The organism is Streptomyces sp. NPDC012835 (genome assembly GCF_042900885.1).
Lineage (GTDB): Bacteria > Actinomycetota > Actinomycetes > Streptomycetales > Streptomycetaceae > Streptomyces.
This window is the reverse complement of the sequence record NZ_JBIBBW010000002.1, coordinates 995,594-1,013,923: the sequence shown is the minus strand read 5'-3', so window position 1 is coordinate 1,013,923 and position 18,330 is coordinate 995,594. Positions and strand designations below refer to the sequence as shown.

Sequence of the window (18,330 nt, the reverse complement as noted above, 5' to 3'; positions counted from 1 at the left end):
TCACCGCTCGTGAGCCACGACTCATGAGTCACCGCTCATGATGCACCGCTTGTGGACGACCGCACGTGAACGACCGCCCGGGGGCGTGGAGTCCGTCCCCGGGCGCACGGGTCGTCGGCGGTGGAAGGGGCTGACAAGCCATTCTCTGCGCGGAGTTCGGCCTTCGGGGCGTTTGACGACGCCGGAAGGCGGGGCACCATCACCGGGACGGTCATCGCGCGTAGATCCGTGCGACAGCCGTGGAGTTCACGCTGTGGCCGCTCCGCGCCGCCCCGGGTCCGGAGCGACTCTCCCCCACGCCCGCCCGGAGGTTTTCCGTCATGCGCAGACGCCTCGCCCTTCCCCTCGCCAGTGCCGCGCTCTCCTTCGCCACCGTCCTGCTGACCACCACGCAGGCCGACGCCGCTCCCGCCGACAAGGCCCGGGTGCTCGGCAACTGGACCCAGACCAGCGCCGCCAGCCACAACTCCTGGCTCGCCGCCCGGAACAACCAGGGGGCCTGGTCGGCCTACGGCTTCGACTGGTCCACCGACTACTGCTCGTCCTCGCCGGACAACCCCTTCGGCTTCCCCTTCAAGACCGCTTGCGCCCGCCATGACTTCGGCTACCGCAACTACAAGGCGGCCAATACGTTCAGCGCCAACAAGGCCCGGCTCGACTCCGCGTTCTACGAGGACCTGAAGCGGGTCTGCTCGGCGTACTCGGGTGCGACGAAGACGTCCTGCGACGGTACGGCGTGGACGTACTACCACGCGGTCGACATCTTCGGCGTGACCCCGGCGAACAGGGCCGCCGCGTAACGGCCGAAAAAAGTGGGGCCCCTCGCTTTCGCGAGAGGCCCCACCCTGTCTGTGCGCCGCCAGGGACTCGAACCCCGGACCCGCTGATTAAGAGTCAGCTGCTCTAACCAACTGAGCTAGCGGCGCCTGCTGACTCGAAAATAATACCCGCTGTCGCGGGGTGCTCCGCACCAGCCGCTTTCTTCCCTTTTCGCCCGTTTTCTCCCATGTCGATAGGGGAGGAAACAGCGCAGGAGGGGCGTCAGAACGTCAGTGCCAGCGCCATCGGGGCCGCTCTGCGGTTCAGCGTTTCGGCCACCGCGCGCAGGCGGTGCATCTGTTCGAGCGGGAGGGAGAGTGCCAGGCAGCCGACCGTGGAGCCCGCCGTCAGCGGAACCGCCGCGCAGACGGTGCCGAGGGCGTACTCCTGGAGGTCGAGCACGGGCATGGTCGGCGGATGGCTGTCGAGGCGGGAGAGGAGCAGCCGCTCACTGGTGATCGTCCGCGAGGTGAACCGGGCGATCCGGTGGCGCGACAGATGGTCCTTGCGGCCGTCCCGGTCCAGCTGGGTGAGCAGGCACTTGCCGATCGCGCTGGCGTGGCCGCTCGCGCGGAAGTCCACGTACTCGTTGACCGCCGGGGTGAGCGGTCCGTCGGCGACCTCGGTGACCCGGATCTCGCCGTCGACGTACCGGCTCACGTAGACCGCCGCGCCCAGCGTGTCGCGCAGCTCGGCGAGGCCGTCCTGGAGCCGGGCGGCCAGCGCCTGGCGCCGGTCGGTGCCCGAGCCGAGCAGCGCCAGCGAGTCGCCGATCACATAGGTGCCGTCCGGGGTCTGCTCCACGTACCCCTCGCGCCGCAGCATCGACAGGAGCGGGGCGAGATGGCCGGCCGGCAGCCCGCTCTCCCGGGCGATCCGGGTGTCGGTCACCCCGCCGCCGTACTTGGCGACGGTCTCCAGGACGCGCAGGACATAGCGCACCGAGTGGAAGGGAGCGGTCGGTTCCGGTTTCAGCACCACGGTTCCCCCTAGGGCCTGTCTTCCACGTCCCGCCTGCCCTGCGGCGCCCGTACGCACGCTCGCCGTGTGGTCGGGAGCACCCCGGTACGTCCAGTACGCGGGCGACCCTCCGTGCCGGCAGGTGGTGACCGCGAGCTCACCGACCACGATAACCGTCAAGCGTCCACCGCGGGGGGCCTGTTGACCACGTATCCGGGTGCGGCCCAGGCCACTGTACTGGGCCGCACCACTCTGGCATATGCCAGCGGCATACTTGCTTCAACAGAATGTGAGGTCAGAGCCGTACGGGCATGATCACAGCACCGCGCTGAGAAACTCGCGAGTACGGTCGTGCTCCGGGTCCGTGAAGATTTTCTCGGGCGGGCCGGATTCGATGACCTTGCCGGAGTCGAACATCATCACGTCGTCGGAGATGTCCCGGGCGAAGTTCATCTCGTGGGTGACGCAGAGCATCGTGATGTCGGTGGTGCGGGCGATGTCCCGCAGGACGTCCAGCACCCCGGCCACCAGCTCCGGGTCGAGCGCCGAGGTGACCTCGTCCAGCAGCAGGATGCGCGGCCGCATCGCCAGCGCGCGGGCGATGGCGACCCGCTGCTGCTGGCCGCCCGAGAGCTGCGAGGGCCTGGCCGCGCAGCGGTCGCCGAGGCCGACCAGGTCGAGCAGTTCGCGACCGCGCTCCTCGGCCTCCTCCTTGCTCATGCCGAGCACCCGTACCGGGGCTTCGGTGACATTGCGCAGGACGTTCATGTTCGGGAAGAGGTTGAACTGCTGGAAGACCATGCCGATGTTCTTCCGTACCTCCCGCACCTGTTTGGTGTCGGCGGGGAACAGCTTGTCGCCGTTGACCGTGATCGTCCCCTCGTCCGGTTTCACCAGGGTCATCAGCAGCCGCAGGATGGTGGTCTTCCCGGAGCCGGACGGGCCGACCAGCGTGACGTGCTTTCCGGGCTGTACGGAGAAACAGAGGTCGTCCAGGACCGTGTTCTTGCCGAATCTCTTCGTGACCTTGTCGAACCTGATCAATTCGTTGGCGTTTTCAGCGGACAAGACGACGCTCCAGGGCTCGCATGAGAAGTGAAGCCGGGTAGGCGATGAGGATGAAGGCGACACCGACGACGGTCAGCGGCTCGGTGTACTGGAAGGTGGACGCGCTCTCCAGCCGGGACTGCTGGAGCATCTCCAGCACACTGATCCCGGCGAGCAGCGGCGTGTCCTTCAGCATCGAGATGACGTAGTTGCCGAGCGCCGGCACGATGCGCCGGATCGCCTGCGGCAGGATCACCGCCAGCCAGGTCCTGCCCACCGGCAGGCTCAGGGCGGTGGCCGCCTCCCACTGCCCGGCGGGCACCGCGTCGATGCCCGCGCGGTAGACCTGCGCGGTGTACGTCGAGTAGTGCAGCCCGATCGCGATCGTGCCCGTGGTCAGTCCGGAGAACTGCACGCCCCATTCGGGCAGCACGAAGAAGAAGAAGAAAAGCTGCACCAGCAGCGGGGTGTTGCGGATGAACTCGGTGAGGACGTTCACCGGCCACCGGACGAAACGCGTCGGCGCCCGGAACCCGATCGCCCAGACCAGGCCGAGCGTGAAGGAGAGGACCGAGCCGAGCACCAGCACCTGAAGGGTGAGGAGCAGGCCGTCCCAGAAGCGCGGCATGAAGTCCGCGACAGCGGACCAGTCCCAGTTCATCGGGCACCTCCCGGCGTGGTGGTGATGCCGATCCCGGCCTTGGTCCTGCGCTCCAGCACCCGCATGCCGCGGGCGAGCACGAAGGCGAGCACGAAGTAGATCACCAGCGTGACCGTGTAGATCTGCGCGCTCTCCTGGGTGGCCAGCCGCACCAGATAGGCCGCGAACGACACATCGGCGACGCCGAGCAGCGAGACCAGCGCGGTGCCCTTCAGCAGCTCGATGAGCAGGTTGCTGAACGGCGGGATCATCTCGGGCACCGCCTGCGGCAGCAGGATCAGCCGCATCCGCTGCCAGGGCGTGAAGTTCAGGGCGATCCCGGCCTCACGCTGCGCGGGCGCCACGGAGTTCAGCGCCCCGCGCACGACCTCGGCGCCGTACGCCCCGTACGACAGACCGAGCGCGAGCACCGCCGCCCACATCGGGACCAGGGCCCAGCCGAAGAGGCCCGGCATGACGAAGAACAGCCAGAACATCAGCACCAGCGCCGAAGTGCCCCGGAAGATCTCGGTGTAGAAGCCCGCGAGGAAACGCACGAAGCGCGAGCGGTGGGTACGGGCCGTCCCCACGGTGAAGGCCACGACGGTGGCCAGCGCGGCGCTGTACAGGGTGAGCTGGACGGTGACCCAGATTCCCGGGAGAACCCAGTTGGTCCAGAGGCCGGCGGTCATGCGCACAGCTCCTCTGCGGTGAGCGTCGTCATCTCCGACTCCGTGAAGCCGAAGGGCTTCAGGACGCGGAACAGCTCTCCGCTCTTCTTCATCTTGTGGATCTCGACATTGAACGCGTCGCGCAGGCCGGCGTCCGTGGGGCGGAACGCGAAACCGCCGCCGTCGATCTTCTTCTCGCCGTCCACCAGCGGTGCGAACGGCTTCGTCGCCTCGGCCTTGCGGCTCTTCTTCACCACTTGGCGGCCGGTGAGCGCGGTGCCCGCGAAGACGTCGACCCGGCCGGACTCCACCGCGTTCAGCCCGGCGACCGGGTCCTGGAGGATGACGATCTCCTTCTCGGGGACCCCGGCGGATATCGCGTAGTCGATCTCGGCGTAGCCGGTGCCGGTGGCGAACTTCGCCTTGGTCCGCACCACGTCCTGGTACGAGTGCAGCCCCTTGGGGTTGCCCTTGCGGACGAGGAACGAGTCGAGCATCTGATACTCGGGGTCGGCGAAGATGACCTGTTTGCAGCGGTCCGCGTTGATGTACATCCCGGCCGATACGACATCGAACTGCTGCGAGTTCAGCCCGGGTATCAGCGAGGAGAAATCGGTGGCCACGGGCTGTACGTTGGCGATGCCGAGCCGCTTGAATATGATCTTCGCCAGCTCCACGGCCTCGCCGGTGAAGTCACCCTGCTCGTTGACGTAGCCGTACGGAGCCTCGCCCGCGATGCCGAGCCGCACGGTCCGCTGCGACCTCAGCCGGGCGAGCGTGTCGCCGGACGGAATCTTCGCGCAGCCGGCGGCGCCGAGCGTCCCCGCCGCGCCCAGCGCCGCCGTGCCCAGCAGCAATGATCGGCGCCGTATGTACCGTTTTGCAGGTCTTTCTCTGTTGTGCTCTGGTGGTGAAGCCATGGGCGCGCGGCTACCCGAGTCCTATCGGGTTATGCACATCAATTTGAGCCGATCACGCGCACCCGGTGTGCCCTTGACTCAGTGGATCAGGCGAGGACCATGAAGGCATGACCGACCGATTCGTGACTGTGTCGCTCGACAAGCGCGGGGTGCACTGCACCGCGAAACTCCTGGATGACCGGGCTCCGGTCACCTGCGCGGCGGTGTGGGAGGCACTGCCGCTCGGCTCGGACGTCTACCACGCGAAGTACGCGCGCAACGAGATCTATGCGCTGTTTCCGGCCTTCGCCGCCGAGGAACCGCCGCTGGAGAATCCGACCGTGACCCCCATCCCCGGGGATCTGTGCTACTTCACCTTCTCCGACACCGAGTTGGGCACCTCGTCGTACGGCTATGACACGAAGGCCGTGACGACCCGCCGCACCACCGTCGACCTGGCCCTCTTCTACGAGCGGAACAATCTGCTGATCAACGGGGACATGGGATGGATCCCCGGCATCGTCTGGGGCACGGTGGTCGACGGCCTCGACCGGATGGCCGAGGCGTGCCAGGACCTGTGGCGCGCGGGCGCCATCGGCGAGACGCTCAGCTTCCGCCGGGAGTAGCGGGCGGGGCGGCCCGGCCGGCCGCCCCGCCCCACGCGGCCGGCCGGCGTTTCGCCTCGCTCCGGGGCGCCTCAGCCCACCGCGGGCGCCGGGATGTGCGTCGCCCCCGCCCCGTACAGCGCCTGCGCGGCCCGCATCACCAGCGCGTCCCCGTGCCGGGCCGCGACGAGCTGCACCCCGATGGGCAGCCCGTGCCCGTCCACTCCGCACGGCACGCTCACGGCGGGCTGCTGCGTCAGATTGAACGGATACGTGAACGGCGTCCAGGACGTCCAGCGCCGCTGCCCCGCCCCCCGGCCGCCCGCGCCGCCCGGCGCCTCGATCCCCGCCGCGAACGCCGTGACCGGCAGGGTCGGCGTCACCAGCAGGTCGTACGACTCGTGGAACCGGCCCAGGCGCCGCCCCAGCTCCATCCGCGCGTCCACCGCGGCCAGATACTCCAGCGCGCTGCACCGTCCGCCCGCCGCGACGATCTCCCGCAGCCCCGGATCGAGCGACTCCCGCTGCTCCTTGCCGAACGACTGCGTCAGCCGCGCCGCGCCGCTGAACCACAGGGTGTGGAAAGCCTCCACCGGATCGCTGATGTCCGGATCGGCCTCCTCGATGTACGCGCCCAGCTCCGCGAGCCGGCCCACCGCCCGCCGTACCGCCGAGGCCACCGCCGGCTGCACCGCGACCTGGCCGCCGAAGGACGGGGAGTACGCGATCCGCAGCCCCTTCACCCCCTCCGTGAGCGAGTCCCCGAGGGCGGGCGCCGAGGCGAGCCGCGACCAGTCCCGCCAGTCGGCGCCGCTGATCACATCCGTCAGCAGCGCCGTGTCCGCCGCGTCCCGCGCCATCGCGCCCGCGTGCGCGAGCGTGCCGAACGGGCTGGACGGATAGAGCGGCACCCGCCCGTACGTCGGCTTGAGCCCGAAGATCCCGCAGAACGAGGCCGGAATCCGCACCGAACCGCCGCCGTCCGTGCCGATGGACAACGGAGCCGCGCCCGCCGCCACCGCCGCCGCGCTGCCGCCGCTCGACCCGCCCGAGGTGCGGGTGAGGTCGTAGGGGTTACGGGTGACCCCGCTCAGCGGCGAGTCCGTGACCCCTTTCCAGCCGAACTCCGGCGTGGTCGTCTTCCCGACGAGCACCGCGCCGTGCTCGCGCAGCCGCGCCACGGCCGGCGCGTCCTCGTCCCAGGCGCCGTCCTTCCGTACGGTCATGGAGCCGCGCAGGGTCGGGCCGCCGCGCTGGAGGAACACGTCCTTCACCGAGACCGGCACGCCGTCCAGCAACCCCTGCGGCTCCTTCGCCCGCCACCGCCCGGCCGCCGCCTCCGCCTGGGCGAGCGCCGCCTCGGAGTCCACCCGTACGAACGCGTTGACCAGCGGCTGGACCACCGCGATCCGGTCCAGCACGGCGCGGACCGCGTCGACCGGGGAGAAGTCGCCCCGCGCGTAGCCCGCCAGCAGCTGCCGCGCGGTCAGCCGGGTCAGCCCGGTGGGATCGGCCGGGTCGGCGGGGGTGGCCGGTGCGGCCGGGTCGGTGGGAGTGGTCACGTCGGTCGGATCGGTCGGGAACGCGTGATCAGTCATGCATGGGGACGTACCCACGTTTCTTGTCCACCACGTTCGCAAGCGGCTTTCCGGCCGCCCAAAGTTCGTAGAGCTCCACGAATTGTTCACCCAGCCGGTCGCGCCAGCCGACCGTGTCACCGCTCATGTGCGGCGAGACGATCAGCCCGGGGACGTCCCACAGCGGGCTCTGCGGGTCGAGCGGCTCCCGCTCGAAGACGTCGAGCGCGGCGCCCGCGATCCACCGCTTGGAGACGGCGGCGATCAGGTCCTTCTCCACGACGAGCTGTCCGCGCCCCACGTTGATGAACCGCGCCGACGGCTGCATCAGGCCGAACAGCCGCGCGTCGAACATCCCGCGCGTCGCGTCCGTCAGCGGCGCCGCGCCGATCACCCAGTCGGCCCGGGTGACCAGCCGGTCGAGCTGGTCGGCGCCGTGGATGCCGGGACGGGCCGTACGGCCGGTGACGGCGACGCTCACCCCGAGCGTCCGCAGCGTGCGCGCCACGGCCCGGCCGATCGGACCCGCGCCGATCACGACGGCGCGGCTCTCCGCGACCCGCAGCCCCTCGCGATGGCGCCAGCGCCGCTGCCGCTGGAGTTCCAGGGTGCCGGGGAGGTCCTTCGCCATCGCGAGGACCAGGCCCGCCACATACTCGGCGATCGGCTCCTCGAAAATGCCCCTGGCGTTGGTGACGACCGTGTCGGAGGCGACCAGTTCGGGGCAGAGCAGCCGGTCCACCCCGGCGCTCGCGGTGTGCACCCAGCGGGGGCGCGGACCCGCGCCCGGCCAGGCGACGCGTACCGCGTCGGAGGTGAAGTCCCAGACCAGCAGGACATCCGCGAGCGGCAGCGCCGCCGCGAGCCCCGCCGCGTCGGTGGTGGTCACCAGCGCTCTGCCGGTGAGCCGGCCGAGCCGTGGTGACGAGGGGGAGGGGCCGGCCGGTTCGAGGACGAGGAGAGTGGGGGACGCCATGCGCGGGTGCCCTTCTGCCGGGTGCCGGACGAGTGACGGCGGGACGGTTGTGGCCGGTCGGGCCGGTGCGGGCGGTCGCGACCGCGCGAGCGGTTCACCGGCCGCAATTCCCGCGGGATTTCCCGCGGGAAAATTCCGTGCAACGTCTGAGAAATGACGATTGACCACGCTCGCATCCGGCTCCTACCGTCGTCAACAACAAGCGTATAAGGGGGCCAGCCATGGAAGTCTCCTTTCTGGGTGGACCACAGCCGCAACGTGGTGTCGGCGTGGTCGCTCCGTTCGATTTCGCACTCGATCGTGAACTCTGGCGATGGGTGCCCGACGAGATCTCGCTGCGCCTGACCAGAACGCCCTATGTGCCGGTCGAGGTCTCCCTCGACCTCGCCCGGCTGGTCAGCGAGCACGAGACACTGCGCGAGGCGGTACGGGCGCTGGGCGCGTCCGAACCCGAGGTCATCGCCTATGCCTGCACCTCCGGCAGTTTCGTCGGCGGCCCGCTCGGCGAACGGGCCATGTGCGAGGAGATGAGCCGCTCCGGCGAGGTGGACTCGCTGACCACCACCGGCGCGCTGGTCGAAGCACTGAGAGAGCTGGGAGCCACCCGGATCGCACTGGTCACGCCCTATACGGAATCCGTCACCCAATCCCTGGAGGACTATCTGGCCGAGGTCGGGGTAACGGTCACGGGACGCGCTTTTCTGGGGCTGACCAGGGATATCTGGAAGGTGCCCTACCGCTCGGTCATGGATATGGCGCGGCAGGCCGTCGTCGGGGCGGCCGACGCGCTCTTCATCAGCTGTACGAATCTGCCGACGTACGACGCGATTCCGCAGCTGGAGGCCGAGCTGCGGATGCCGGTCCTGTCGGCCAACCAGGTCACGATGTGGGCGGCGTTGCGCAGACTCGGCGCGCAGGCCGTCGGCCCGTACCAGGCGCTGTTGATGGACCGGCGCCAGGCCGGGACGCTACGGGAGCCCGTGCCGGAAGCGCCGCCGGCACCGCCGGTGGAGTCGCTCCCTCCGATCGCACCGGTGGGGCCGGCGCAGGCGGGCCTGCCGCCGGACGCGCTGCCGTTGCCGGACGATTCGGAAGGATGGACATGACGACCGTCGGATTCCTCTACCCCGGGCATTCCGCCGAGGACGACTACCCGCGCATTGAGGTGCTGCTCGACAGCGACATCAGGCTGCCCCTCGTCCACACCGACATCGGCGAGGACGCCCACCGGGTCGACGCGCTGATCCGGATGGGCGAGGACGAGCGGCTCGCCACCGGAGTGGAGGAGCTGCGGCTGGCCGGCGCCGAGTCGGTGGTGTGGGCCTGCACCAGCGGCAGCTTCGTGTACGGATGGGACGGCGCGCGGGAACAGATCCGCGCCCTCGCCGGGGCGGCCGGGCTGCCCGCGTCGAGCACGTCGTTCGCCTTCGCCCACGCCGTACGGGAGCTGGGCGCCGAGCGGGTCGCCATCGCCGCGACCTATCCGGCGGACGTCACCGGACACTTCACGGCGTTCCTCAAGGCGGCCGGGATCGAGGTCGTCGCGGACCGCGCCAGCGGCATCATCACGGCGGCCGAGGTCGGGACCTGGGGCCGGGACCAGGTGCTGGAGCTGGTGCGCGCGGGTGACCATCCGGACGCGGAGGCCGTGCTGCTGCCCGATACGGCGCTGCACACGGCCGCGTATCTGCCGGAGCTGGAGGAGCTGCTCGGCAAGCCGGTGCTCACGGCGAACCAGGTGACGGTCTGGGAGGGGCTGCGGCTGGCGGAGCGGAAGGCGTGGGCGCCGAGGCTGGGCACACTGTTCGCGAGCCGGGAACGGTGAGCGGCTGACCGCGCGGTGCCCGGCGGTGGTCGGGCACCGCTGCCGGGGCGTGCGAGCCGTTGGGTCCGGTGCGCCCCCTGAACAAGCCCCCGGCGTGAGCGGCCGGGAATAACCGGAGCGACCCTCCTGTTGTTGACGATCTGCATGCTGATTGTCTTCATACGCAGGAGGGTCTGACCGGTGGACGAGGCGAGCCGAGGCACCACGGCCGATACGAGCGGCGACACGCCGGGCGGGACGACGGCGGACGCGCCGAGGGAGTCCACGGACGCGATCCGGGGCACGGCGCGCGGCAACGCCCCCGTACCCCTGTCCGTACTCGACCTGGTCACGGTGGGCAGTGGCTCCACCGCCACCAGCGCCCTGCGCACCAGCGTCGAGCTGGCCCGGCTCGCCGAGAGCAGGGGCTACCACCGGCACTGGGTCGCCGAACACCACTCGATGCCGGGCGTCGCCTCGTCGTCCCCGGCGGTGATCCTCGCCCACCTCGCCGCCCACACCGAGCGCATCAGGCTCGGCTCCGGCGGTGTGATGCTGCCCAACCACGCGCCCCTGGTGATCGCGGAACAGTTCGGCACCCTGGAGGCCCTCGCCCCCGGCCGTGTCGATCTGGGACTCGGCCGCGCCCCCGGCACGGACGGCGCGACAGCCGCCGCGCTGCGCCGCACTGACCGGCTGAACGAGGGCGCGGACGACTTCCCGCAGCAGCTCGCCGAGTTGACCCGCTTCCTGGACGACGACTTCCCCGACGGCCACCCGTACTCCCGTATCCACGCGGTGCCCGGCCCGGTCCAGGGACCTCCGGGACGGCCGCCGGTCTGGCTCCTCGGCTCCTCCGGCTTCAGCGCGCGGCTGGCCGCCGTGCTGGGGCTGCCGTTCGCCTTCGCGCACCACTTCTCCGCCCAGAACACCCTTCCCGCGCTGGACCTCTACCGCGAGTCCTTCCGCCCCTCCGGCGTGCTGGACGCCCCGTACGCGGTGATCGGTGTCTCGGCCCTGGCGAGCGAATCCGAGCGCGAGGCGCGCAGGCAGGTGCTCGCCGGCGCCCTCTCCATGGTCCGGCTGCGCACCGGCCGTCCGGGACTCGTACCGACACCGGAGGAGGCGGAGGCGTACCGCTTCAGCTCCATGGAGCAGGACTTCGTGGACGGCTGGCTCGGCAACGTCGTCCACGGCACCCCGGACGCGGTGCGCGACGGCCTGAACGACCTTCAGAAGCGCACGGGCGCCGACGAACTGATGATCACCGCCCAGTCCCACGGCGGCGATGCCCGGCTGCGCAGCTACGAGTTGATCGCGGACGCGTACGGCCTGCCGACGGACTGATCCCCGGCGGACCGCCCTGCGACGGGGCCGGTCCCGGACCGGCCGACCCCCTCACGGCCCCTGGGCGCGCCCGCGCCCGGGGGCCGATTGTCAGTGCCTCCTCGTAGCGTTCTCGTAGTGGATCGGCGGACAGGCCGCCGGGCCCAGCGTGGGGGAGAGGTCTGCCATGGCGCGTGCCACGACGTATCTGGAGCTGTCGCAGGAAGGCGCGGGGGCGCACAAGTTCTACGAGGTGACCGTGGAGGGCACGGTGGTCTCGGTTCGGTACGGCCGGATCGGCGCGGACGGCCAGTCGCAGATCTCGTCCTTCCCGACCGAGCAGAAGGCGCGGGCCGCGGCCGCGAAGAAGGTCGGCGAGAAGGTCCGCAAGGGATACGCGCCCGCTGTCCAAGGGCAGCGCGCGGCGCGACCGGTGACGCGCCGTCAGGTCAGCTCGGCGCCCTCCACGTCCCGCTCCGTCGCCCCGGTGCTGTGGCGGTTCCGCACGGGTTCCTCGGCCTTCGGCATCCACATCGACGAGGACCGCTGCTGGGTGGGCAATCAGGCGGGCGACGTCTACACGCTCAGCCACGGCGGCGAGGTGCTGGCGCGCTACGCGCTGCCGGACGGCGTCAAGTGCCTGGTGGCGGACGACTTCTGGATCTACGCCGGGTGCGACGACGGCAAGGTGTACGACCTGTCGTCGAAGCTGCCCTTCGCGGCGTACGACATCGCGGCCGACGTCGACATCTTCTGGCTCGACATCCGCGAGGGCGTCCTCGACGTCTCCGACCGCAACGGCGGTTTGACGGTCATCGACCACGAGGACGAGCACCAGTGGTCCCGCAGGTCGGCGGGTGAGCACGGCTGGATGGTGCGCGCCGACGAGCGGGCGGTCTACCACGGACACGGCAGGGGCGTCACGGCGTACGAGCCGGGCGGCGCGGGCGAGTTGTGGCACACCCCGACGGCGGGCGGGGTGCTGTTCGGCTGGCAGGAGGACGCGTCGGTGTACGCGGGCACGGTCCGCCATGTCGTCCAGCGCCTCGCGAAGAGCACCGGCGTGGTGGAGGCGACGTACCGCTGCGACACCGCCGTCTACTCGTGCGCCACCGCGCCGGGCGGACGCTATGTCTTCGCGGGCGACAGCTCCTCCTCGGTCTACTGCTTCGACGCCGACGGGACCCGGCTGTGGAAGCTGGGCACGGGCGGCGGCTCCGCGCTCTCCATGCAGTATCTGGACGAGAAGCTGTACATGGTCACCACCGACGGCTCGCTCGTCTGCGTCGACGCGAGCGCCGCCGCCGTCACCGCCGCCCAGCAGGGCACGGTGCCGGTCGCGATGGACGTCAAGTCGGCCGCAGCGCTGCCCACTTACACCCCGGCCACCTCGGTGCGGACGGTGGCGACGGTCTCCACGGAGACGGCCCCGGCCGGCGGGGTGGTCGTGGAGTGCGTCGACCACGGCGGCCGGCTCCGCGTCCACGTCGTCTCGGACGGCTTCGAACCCACCTGGAACGTGCAGTTCCCACGCGGCATACGCCAGGCCGGCACCCGGTACGTGGTCGAGTCGCTGCACCCCGCGCAGGGCGGCTTCTACCGGGTGAGGGGCGAGATAAAGCGGCTGGTGTGACCCGGGCGGGGCACGCCGGTCACGCGTGGTTCGCCGCGACCGCCACGATCATCTCCGCGATCCGCTCGGGCGCCACCGGGCGGGAGAACAGCCAGCCCTGCCCGGTGTCGCAGCCGATCCGCTGGAGCCGCGCCGCCTGGCCGGAGGTCTCCACGCACTCGGCGGTGACCGTCAGCCCCAGCCGGTGCGCGAGCTGCACCAGCGCCTCGACGATCGTCTCGTCGGCCGGGCTCGGATGCACCCCCTCGTCGTACCGGAAGCCGCGCACGAACGAACCGTCCAGCTTGAGGACCGAGACGGGAAGCCTGCTCAGATAGGCGAGATTGGAGTAGCCGGTGCCGAAGTCGTCGATGGCGATCCGCACCCCCATGTCGCTCAGTGCCTGGAGTGCCTGGAGCGGACGGCCCGCCGAGCCCATCACCGCGGACTCGGTCAGCTCCAGTTGCAGCAGCTTCGGCGGGAGCCCGGTCTCGCCCAGGATCTCGGCGACATCGGTGACGAGGTCGGAGTCCCAGACCTGGCGCACGGCCACATTGACGCTGACGAACAGCGGAGCGGTGTGCGGATGGTCGAGCTGCCACTGCCGCGCCTGGCGGCAGGCGGTCCGCAGCACCCACCGGCCGAGCTGCACGATCGAGCCGTCCTCCTCGGCGATACCGATGAACCGATTCGGCGCGAGCGTGCCGAACTGCGGGTGGTTCCAGCGCACCAGCGCCTCCACCCCGCGCACGACGCCGTCCCCCATCCCCACCAGCGGCTGGTACTGGAGGACGAACTCCTCGCGCTCGACGGCCGGTCGCAGCGTGGAGGTGAGCGCCTGCCGGGTCATCCGGTTGGCGTTGCGCTCCGGGTCGAAGAGTGTCCAGCGGGCCTTGCCGTCGGCCTTCGCCCAGTACAGCGTGGTGTCCGCCGCCTGCATCAGACCGGTCGGGGTGGTCCCCTCGGCCGCGCGCTCCACGACGCCGATCGACGCCGATACCGAGAGTCGCTGGCCGGCCAGGTCGAAGGGCCGCTGGAGAGCGGCGAGCACGGAGCGGGCGAGATCGGCGAGTTGCTCCGTACCGGTGGAGTCCTCGACGAGGATGGCGAACTCGTCGCCGCCGAGCCGGGCCACCAGATGGCCGCCGCTGCGGGTGTAGCCGTCGTGGTCGGCGCACTCGGTGAGCCGGTTCGCCACGGCGGCCAGCAGCCGGTCGCCGATGCCGTGCCCGAGGGTGTCGTTGACGGCCTGGAAGCCGTCGAGATCGAGGTAGCAGAGGCCGATCCGCCCTGTTCTGCCATCGCGGTACGACCGGTGAGCCGGGTCGTACGCCCCGCCCCCGGCCGCGACCCCCGTACCGGCGTCGCATGTCGACGCCTCCAGCGCCGAGGCGAGCCGCTCGAAGAACAGGGTCCGGTTGGGCAGCCGGGTCACCGAGTCGTGCATCTGGAGATGCCGCAGCCGCGCCTGGAGTTCGCGCCGGTCGCTGATGTCCGCGATCGACAGCAGCACCTGGCCGTTCTCGGGTACGGGAGCGATGGTGACCTCGGCCCACAGCGTCCGCCCGTCGGGGTGCTTGAGGCGGCGGGTGCAGCGGAAGCGCGGGCGCCGGTTGTCCAGCACCTGACGGTAGGAGTGCCAGGTGCGGCTGTCCGAGGCGAGGTCGACGAGGTCGGCGGCGGGCTGGCGGCACAGCGCGGCGGGCTCCGTGCCCAGCAGCGCGGCCAACGCGTCGTTGGCGCTGACGACCGTGCCCTCGCGGTCGACGAGAGCCATGGCGAGCTGGGCCGCCTGGAACGCGGCCCGGTGGTCCCGCAGCGCGCGGATCTCCGACTCGGAGACCGGCGGCGCGGGGTCCGCCGGCGGCTCGCGACGTTCGCGGCGGCCGGGGTGCTCGTCCGGGTCCTGTCGCACGCGCGGGCCCTTCCCCTCGTCCCGGTCCTGCTGTCCCCGCGGGCCCGGCTCCTCCTGCTGGCCCGGCTCCTGCTGCTGGCCCGGCTCCTCCCGCGGGCCCGGACTCTCGCCCGCGCCCTGGTGCTCCTGCCCAGGGGGGTTCTGCTGCTCGGCGGTGGCTCTGCCGAGAGAGTGACGTTCTGTGATCGGGTGACATACGGTTTCGGCCGCCGCGACTGCCGCCGGCCACGGCCCTTCGGAGGTTCCGCTCACGGCTCGCTCCCGCGGTGCAGTGGTGTCGTACAGGGGGGTCGGGACGGGTCAGCCAGAGAAAGTGTGCCGATCATAGAGGGACGCCGGGGGGCCATTCCAGCTTCTGGACAGGGAAGCGGGACGCGTAAATCCGCGGAGAACTGATTGAACGATCGTTTCTGCGTGCCTGGCCTTGGCGGACTCCGGACCGCTCGGTCGCGAACCACGGTGACTTTCCGTAAGAGCCGGGGTGTCGTGGTGGGTGCCGCGTGCTGACGCCGTGGTGACGGTGGTGAGGGTGGTACCGGTGGTGATCACGGTCGCGGTGGAGACGGTGATGCCGGTGGTGACGTGGGTGGCTGCGGCGGTGGTGGGGACGGTGGGACGGCGGGGCTCCGGGGTGCCGGCGGACGGCGAGGTGGTCCGGGCGCTCACGCGCGCCGCTCACTCATGTGGGGCAGCGGAACAGGGCATATCACCTCAAAATCACACAGGGTGGACGTGGTAACCGCATCCTGTAGCCGGAGGTCGACGTGGAGCGTCCGCAGCCACCCGGGGCGGTCGAGCGCCCCCGACTGCGCAGGACCGCGGCGGCCTTCACCTCCCTCATGGCGCTCGCCGCCACCTCTCTGGTGGCCGGGCCGGCGGCGGCGGGGGCCGGGCGGGGGCCATGCGCCCTGCCCCGTACCCCCGCCCACCACTCCCTCGGCCTCGACACCTGGAACGCCGCCTATCCGCGCCCCGACCGCACCCTCGACGCGATCATGATCTTCCTGTCCTTCCCGGACTCCACGCCCAAGTACGGTCCGGCCGAGCTGACGGCCGACCACTTCCCCGCCACCAGCCGCTTCTACGAGCGCGCCTCGTACGGGAAGTTCAGACTGCGCGCGCATCCGCGCCGCGACTGGCTGCGGATGCCGCACCCGTCGACCTCGTACGGCATACGCCGCGACTGGCCGCCGGCGCGGCGCACGGCGTATCTGCGGGACGCGCTGGCGGTCTCCGATCCGCACGTCGACTTCTCGCGCTACGACATCGTCTATCTGGTCGCGGACCCGGACGCGCCGGGTGTCGACTCCGACGCCACGAAGGTGGTGAACTTCGAGCGTCCCCTGCGCGCGGACGGTACGGACATCAGGCGCGTCGTCACCGTCTTCGAGCGGCATCCGCCCGACCGCAACGTGCTGGCCCACGAGACGGGGCACGTCTTCGACCTGGCGGACCTCTACCACCGGCCCATGGACAACAAGGGGGACTGGGACACCTACGTCGGCGACTGGGACGTGATGGGCAGTCAGTTCGGTCTCTCGCCCGACCTCTTCGGCTGGCACAAATGGAAGCTCGGCTGGCTCGACCGGCGCCAGGTGCGCTGCGTACCGCCGACGGGTACGAGCCTGCTCACCCTGGAGCCCGTAGCCGCCGCGCGCTCCGTCGGCGGCAGTACGGGGACGAGGCTCGCGGTCGTCAGGACCGGCAAGGACACGGTGCTCGCCATCGAGGCGCGCGCCGCGACCGGCAACGACATCAACACCTGCACCGAGGGTGTGCTGATCTACCGGGTGCGCGGCTCCACCGCCTCGGGCGGCGGCCCGGTCGAGGTGGTGGACACCCATCCGGGCAGTGAAGCCTGCTGGGACCGGTCGGTCTACCCGCAGCTGGCGAACGCGCCGCTCGGCGTCGGTGAGACCTTCACGGTGCCGGGGGAGCGGACGCGGGTGCAGGTGGAGGATCGGACGGCCACGGGGGCCTGGACGGTCAAGATCACCCCTGACATCTGAGCGGCCGTACCCCGACCGGCCCCGCGGTGTGCGGGTCACCCGGGCGCCGAGGTTCGTTGAGCGTGACCGGAGGCGAGCGGGGGCGAACGGGGAGCGCGAACGACGGAAGCCCCTCACTCGCGTGAGGGGCTTCCGTCTGTCGGTGCGCCGCCAGGGACTCGAACCCCGGACCCGCTGATTAAGAGTCAGCTGCTCTAACCAACTGAGCTAGCGGCGCCTGCTGACGTCGTAGACCTTAGCACCCGGATCGGCGGTAGGAAAAATCGATATCCGCGGGCCGCTCCCGGAGCCGTTTCACGTGGTCAGGGCGGTGCGCGCGGTGACGGCCGACACGGCGCGGGCGGCCCGTACGCAGGCCCACAGCAGCACCTCGGGACCCGGCAGCCAGGGCTGGAGGGTGTCGGGAGCGACCACCCAGCGCGGACCGGCCGCCGGGCCCGGTACCAGCGGCGGTACGGTCACCGCGTCGCCCGCTCCGTGACAGAGCAGCGGCGGGGTGGCCTCCCGGTCGCCGGGGCCCCGGGGTCCGCCGGCTCCCGCGCCGCCCCACTCCTCCCAGGACAGCAGGGAGGGCAGCCGCTGGGCGGTGCCCGGCGAGGCGAAGAGCAGCGTACGGCCGCGGTACTCGGCCACCGGTCCGGAGCCGGGACCGTCGGACCACAGCCGGTCCAGCATGCGGCGGCCGAACACCGCCGGGGCGCTCACCACGTCGAACGCGGAGCCGCAGGGCAGCACGCTCGGCGCGGCCGGCCGGGCGTCCCACAGGGAGAGGGTGGAGCGGGGATACGGTCCCGCCGAGGCGAGCCAGCGGGCGCCCGCCGGGGTGACGTGGGCGGTCTGGTGGCGGCTCTCGTCGTGGAGGAGGCCGAAGAGGTCGGAGCGGCGCTCCGCGTGCGACGCGCCGGAGTTCGGGGTGGGGTCGTCCTGTCGCCATGCGCTCATAACCCAAGATCTACCGGGAGTGACGGTGCTGTTCCCGAGAGTTCACGAAAGCCGGGACAGGGCAGCACGCGGCGGCGTAACCTTCGCCCCGGCATATGCCACGTGCGCAGCGCGGGACTTGCGGGACTACGGGTGCCCCGCCAGTCCCTCACCGCTCAGCAGATCACGGCCGAACTCGACCATCTTCATGGTGTAGTCCTCGGTCCACTCGGCCCGCCGGGCGATGTCCGCCGTCGTCAGCCGGTCGAAACGGCGCGGATCGGCGAGCTGCGCGGCGGCGACCGCCTGGAACTCGACCGCCCGGTCCGTCGCCGCCCGGAACGCGAGGGTCAGCTCGGTCGCTCTGGCCAGCAGCTCGGCCGGGTCCTCCAGGGACTCCAGATCGAAGAAGTGCTCGGGATCGGCGACCGCCGCCGCGGGCTCGAAGATCAGCGGCGCCGGACGCAGGCCCCGCCTCCCGGAACCTGCCTGGCCCGCGGCCCCCGGCGTCGCGCCTCGCGATGTCGTCGCGGGACGGCCCTCCTCCCG

At 71.1% G+C, this 18,330-nt stretch carries 16 protein-coding genes, 2 tRNA genes and 1 pseudogene; 7 read left to right on the top strand and 12 right to left on the bottom strand.

Annotated elements, in window-relative coordinates; all coding sequences use genetic code 11:
* Window positions 1-320 precede the first annotated feature (320 nt).
* The gene (locus tag ACFY6S_RS11875; protein WP_388825280.1) at window positions 321-800 is read left to right on the top strand and encodes a phospholipase; all 480 of its coding nucleotides are present in this window, start codon (window positions 321-323) and stop codon (window positions 798-800) included.
* Between the two features lie 52 nt (window positions 801-852).
* Here the strand turns inward: ACFY6S_RS11875 and ACFY6S_RS11870 are convergent.
* The 6 genes from ACFY6S_RS11870 to ehuB all read right to left on the bottom strand — a co-directional run bounded on the left by ACFY6S_RS11870 (window position 853) and on the right by ehuB (window position 5,057).
* A tRNA-Lys gene (locus ACFY6S_RS11870) sits at window positions 853-926 on the bottom strand.
* A gap of 115 nt (window positions 927-1,041) precedes the next feature.
* Window positions 1,042-1,800, bottom strand: coding sequence for an IclR family transcriptional regulator (locus ACFY6S_RS11865; RefSeq protein ID WP_388825283.1), 759 nt, complete (start codon window positions 1,798-1,800; stop codon window positions 1,042-1,044).
* Between the two features lie 294 nt (window positions 1,801-2,094).
* Window positions 2,095-2,847 carry an amino acid ABC transporter ATP-binding protein gene (locus tag ACFY6S_RS11860; protein ID WP_388825286.1) on the bottom strand — a complete coding sequence of 251 codons (753 nt, stop codon included), beginning with the start codon at window positions 2,845-2,847 and terminating at the stop codon, window positions 2,095-2,097.
* Window positions 2,837-3,487, bottom strand: a complete 651-nt coding sequence (ehuD, locus tag ACFY6S_RS11855) for an ectoine/hydroxyectoine ABC transporter permease subunit EhuD (protein ID WP_388825289.1) — start codon at window positions 3,485-3,487, stop codon at window positions 2,837-2,839. Before ehuD ends, ACFY6S_RS11860 begins: the two co-directional genes overlap by 11 nt.
* The gene (gene ehuC / locus ACFY6S_RS11850) at window positions 3,484-4,158 is read right to left on the bottom strand and encodes an ectoine/hydroxyectoine ABC transporter permease subunit EhuC (protein WP_388825292.1); all 675 of its coding nucleotides are present in this window, start codon (window positions 4,156-4,158) and stop codon (window positions 3,484-3,486) included. Before ehuC ends, ehuD begins: the two co-directional genes overlap by 4 nt.
* Window positions 4,155-5,057, bottom strand: a complete 903-nt coding sequence (gene ehuB, locus ACFY6S_RS11845) for an ectoine/hydroxyectoine ABC transporter substrate-binding protein EhuB (protein WP_388825295.1) — start codon at window positions 5,055-5,057, stop codon at window positions 4,155-4,157. Before ehuB ends, ehuC begins: the two co-directional genes overlap by 4 nt.
* Before the next feature lie 107 nt (window positions 5,058-5,164).
* Here ehuB and ACFY6S_RS11840 point away from each other — a divergent pair, with 107 nt between their 5' ends.
* On the top strand, window positions 5,165-5,662 hold the full coding sequence (locus tag ACFY6S_RS11840) for a DUF3830 family protein (RefSeq protein WP_388825298.1): 498 nt from the start codon (window positions 5,165-5,167) through the stop codon (window positions 5,660-5,662).
* Between the two features lie 71 nt (window positions 5,663-5,733).
* Here ACFY6S_RS11840 and ACFY6S_RS11835 read toward each other — a convergent pair whose 3' ends face one another.
* Together ACFY6S_RS11835 and ACFY6S_RS11830 are read right to left on the bottom strand one after the other, a co-directional pair.
* Window positions 5,734-7,239, bottom strand: a complete 1,506-nt coding sequence (locus tag ACFY6S_RS11835; protein ID WP_388825301.1) for an amidase — start codon at window positions 7,237-7,239, stop codon at window positions 5,734-5,736.
* Window positions 7,232-8,194 (bottom strand): D-2-hydroxyacid dehydrogenase, encoded by a 963-nt coding sequence (locus ACFY6S_RS11830; RefSeq protein WP_388825304.1) that lies wholly within the window; start codon window positions 8,192-8,194, stop codon window positions 7,232-7,234. The genes ACFY6S_RS11835 and ACFY6S_RS11830 overlap by 8 nt, the downstream gene beginning before the upstream one ends.
* 221 nt (window positions 8,195-8,415) lie before the next feature.
* Between ACFY6S_RS11830 and ACFY6S_RS11825 the strand changes: the two genes are divergently transcribed.
* The 4 genes from ACFY6S_RS11825 to ACFY6S_RS11810 all read left to right on the top strand — a co-directional run bounded on the left by ACFY6S_RS11825 (window position 8,416) and on the right by ACFY6S_RS11810 (window position 12,957).
* Window positions 8,416-9,300 (top strand): decarboxylase, encoded by an 885-nt coding sequence (locus tag ACFY6S_RS11825; RefSeq protein WP_388825307.1) that lies wholly within the window; start codon window positions 8,416-8,418, stop codon window positions 9,298-9,300.
* A complete protein-coding gene (locus ACFY6S_RS11820; RefSeq protein ID WP_388825310.1) occupies window positions 9,297-10,019 on the top strand; it encodes a decarboxylase in 723 nt (240 codons plus the stop codon). The genes ACFY6S_RS11825 and ACFY6S_RS11820 overlap by 4 nt, the downstream gene beginning before the upstream one ends.
* A 180-nt stretch (window positions 10,020-10,199) precedes the next feature.
* Entirely contained in the window at window positions 10,200-11,345 is a 1,146-nt protein-coding gene (locus ACFY6S_RS11815) for an LLM class flavin-dependent oxidoreductase (protein ID WP_388825313.1), read from the top strand.
* 166 nt (window positions 11,346-11,511) lie between these two features.
* Window positions 11,512-12,957, top strand: coding sequence for a WGR domain-containing protein (locus tag ACFY6S_RS11810; protein WP_388825316.1), 1,446 nt, complete (start codon window positions 11,512-11,514; stop codon window positions 12,955-12,957).
* Between the two features lie 19 nt (window positions 12,958-12,976).
* Here the strand turns inward: ACFY6S_RS11810 and ACFY6S_RS11805 are convergent, their stop codons facing one another.
* Window positions 12,977-14,713, bottom strand: a complete 1,737-nt coding sequence (locus tag ACFY6S_RS11805; RefSeq protein WP_388825824.1) for a putative bifunctional diguanylate cyclase/phosphodiesterase — start codon at window positions 14,711-14,713, stop codon at window positions 12,977-12,979.
* 902 nt (window positions 14,714-15,615) lie between these two features.
* Here ACFY6S_RS11805 and ACFY6S_RS11800 point away from each other — a divergent pair.
* Window positions 15,616-16,860, top strand: a complete 1,245-nt coding sequence (locus tag ACFY6S_RS11800) for a M6 family metalloprotease domain-containing protein (RefSeq protein ID WP_388825319.1) — start codon at window positions 15,616-15,618, stop codon at window positions 16,858-16,860.
* Between the two features lie 143 nt (window positions 16,861-17,003).
* Here ACFY6S_RS11800 and ACFY6S_RS11795 read toward each other — a convergent pair.
* The 3 genes and pseudogenes from ACFY6S_RS11795 to ACFY6S_RS11785 form a co-directional block, all read right to left on the bottom strand.
* A tRNA-Lys gene (locus tag ACFY6S_RS11795) sits at window positions 17,004-17,077 on the bottom strand.
* Window positions 17,068-17,802 (bottom strand): annotated as a pseudogene (locus tag ACFY6S_RS11790) (bifunctional DNA primase/polymerase). The gene ACFY6S_RS11795 and the pseudogene ACFY6S_RS11790 overlap by 10 nt, the downstream one beginning before the upstream one ends.
* Before the next feature lie 126 nt (window positions 17,803-17,928).
* Window positions 17,929-18,249: a hypothetical protein gene (locus tag ACFY6S_RS11785; protein WP_388825827.1), complete on the bottom strand. Its 321-nt coding sequence runs from the start codon at window positions 18,247-18,249 to the stop codon at window positions 17,929-17,931.
* Window positions 18,250-18,330 lie beyond the last annotated feature (81 nt).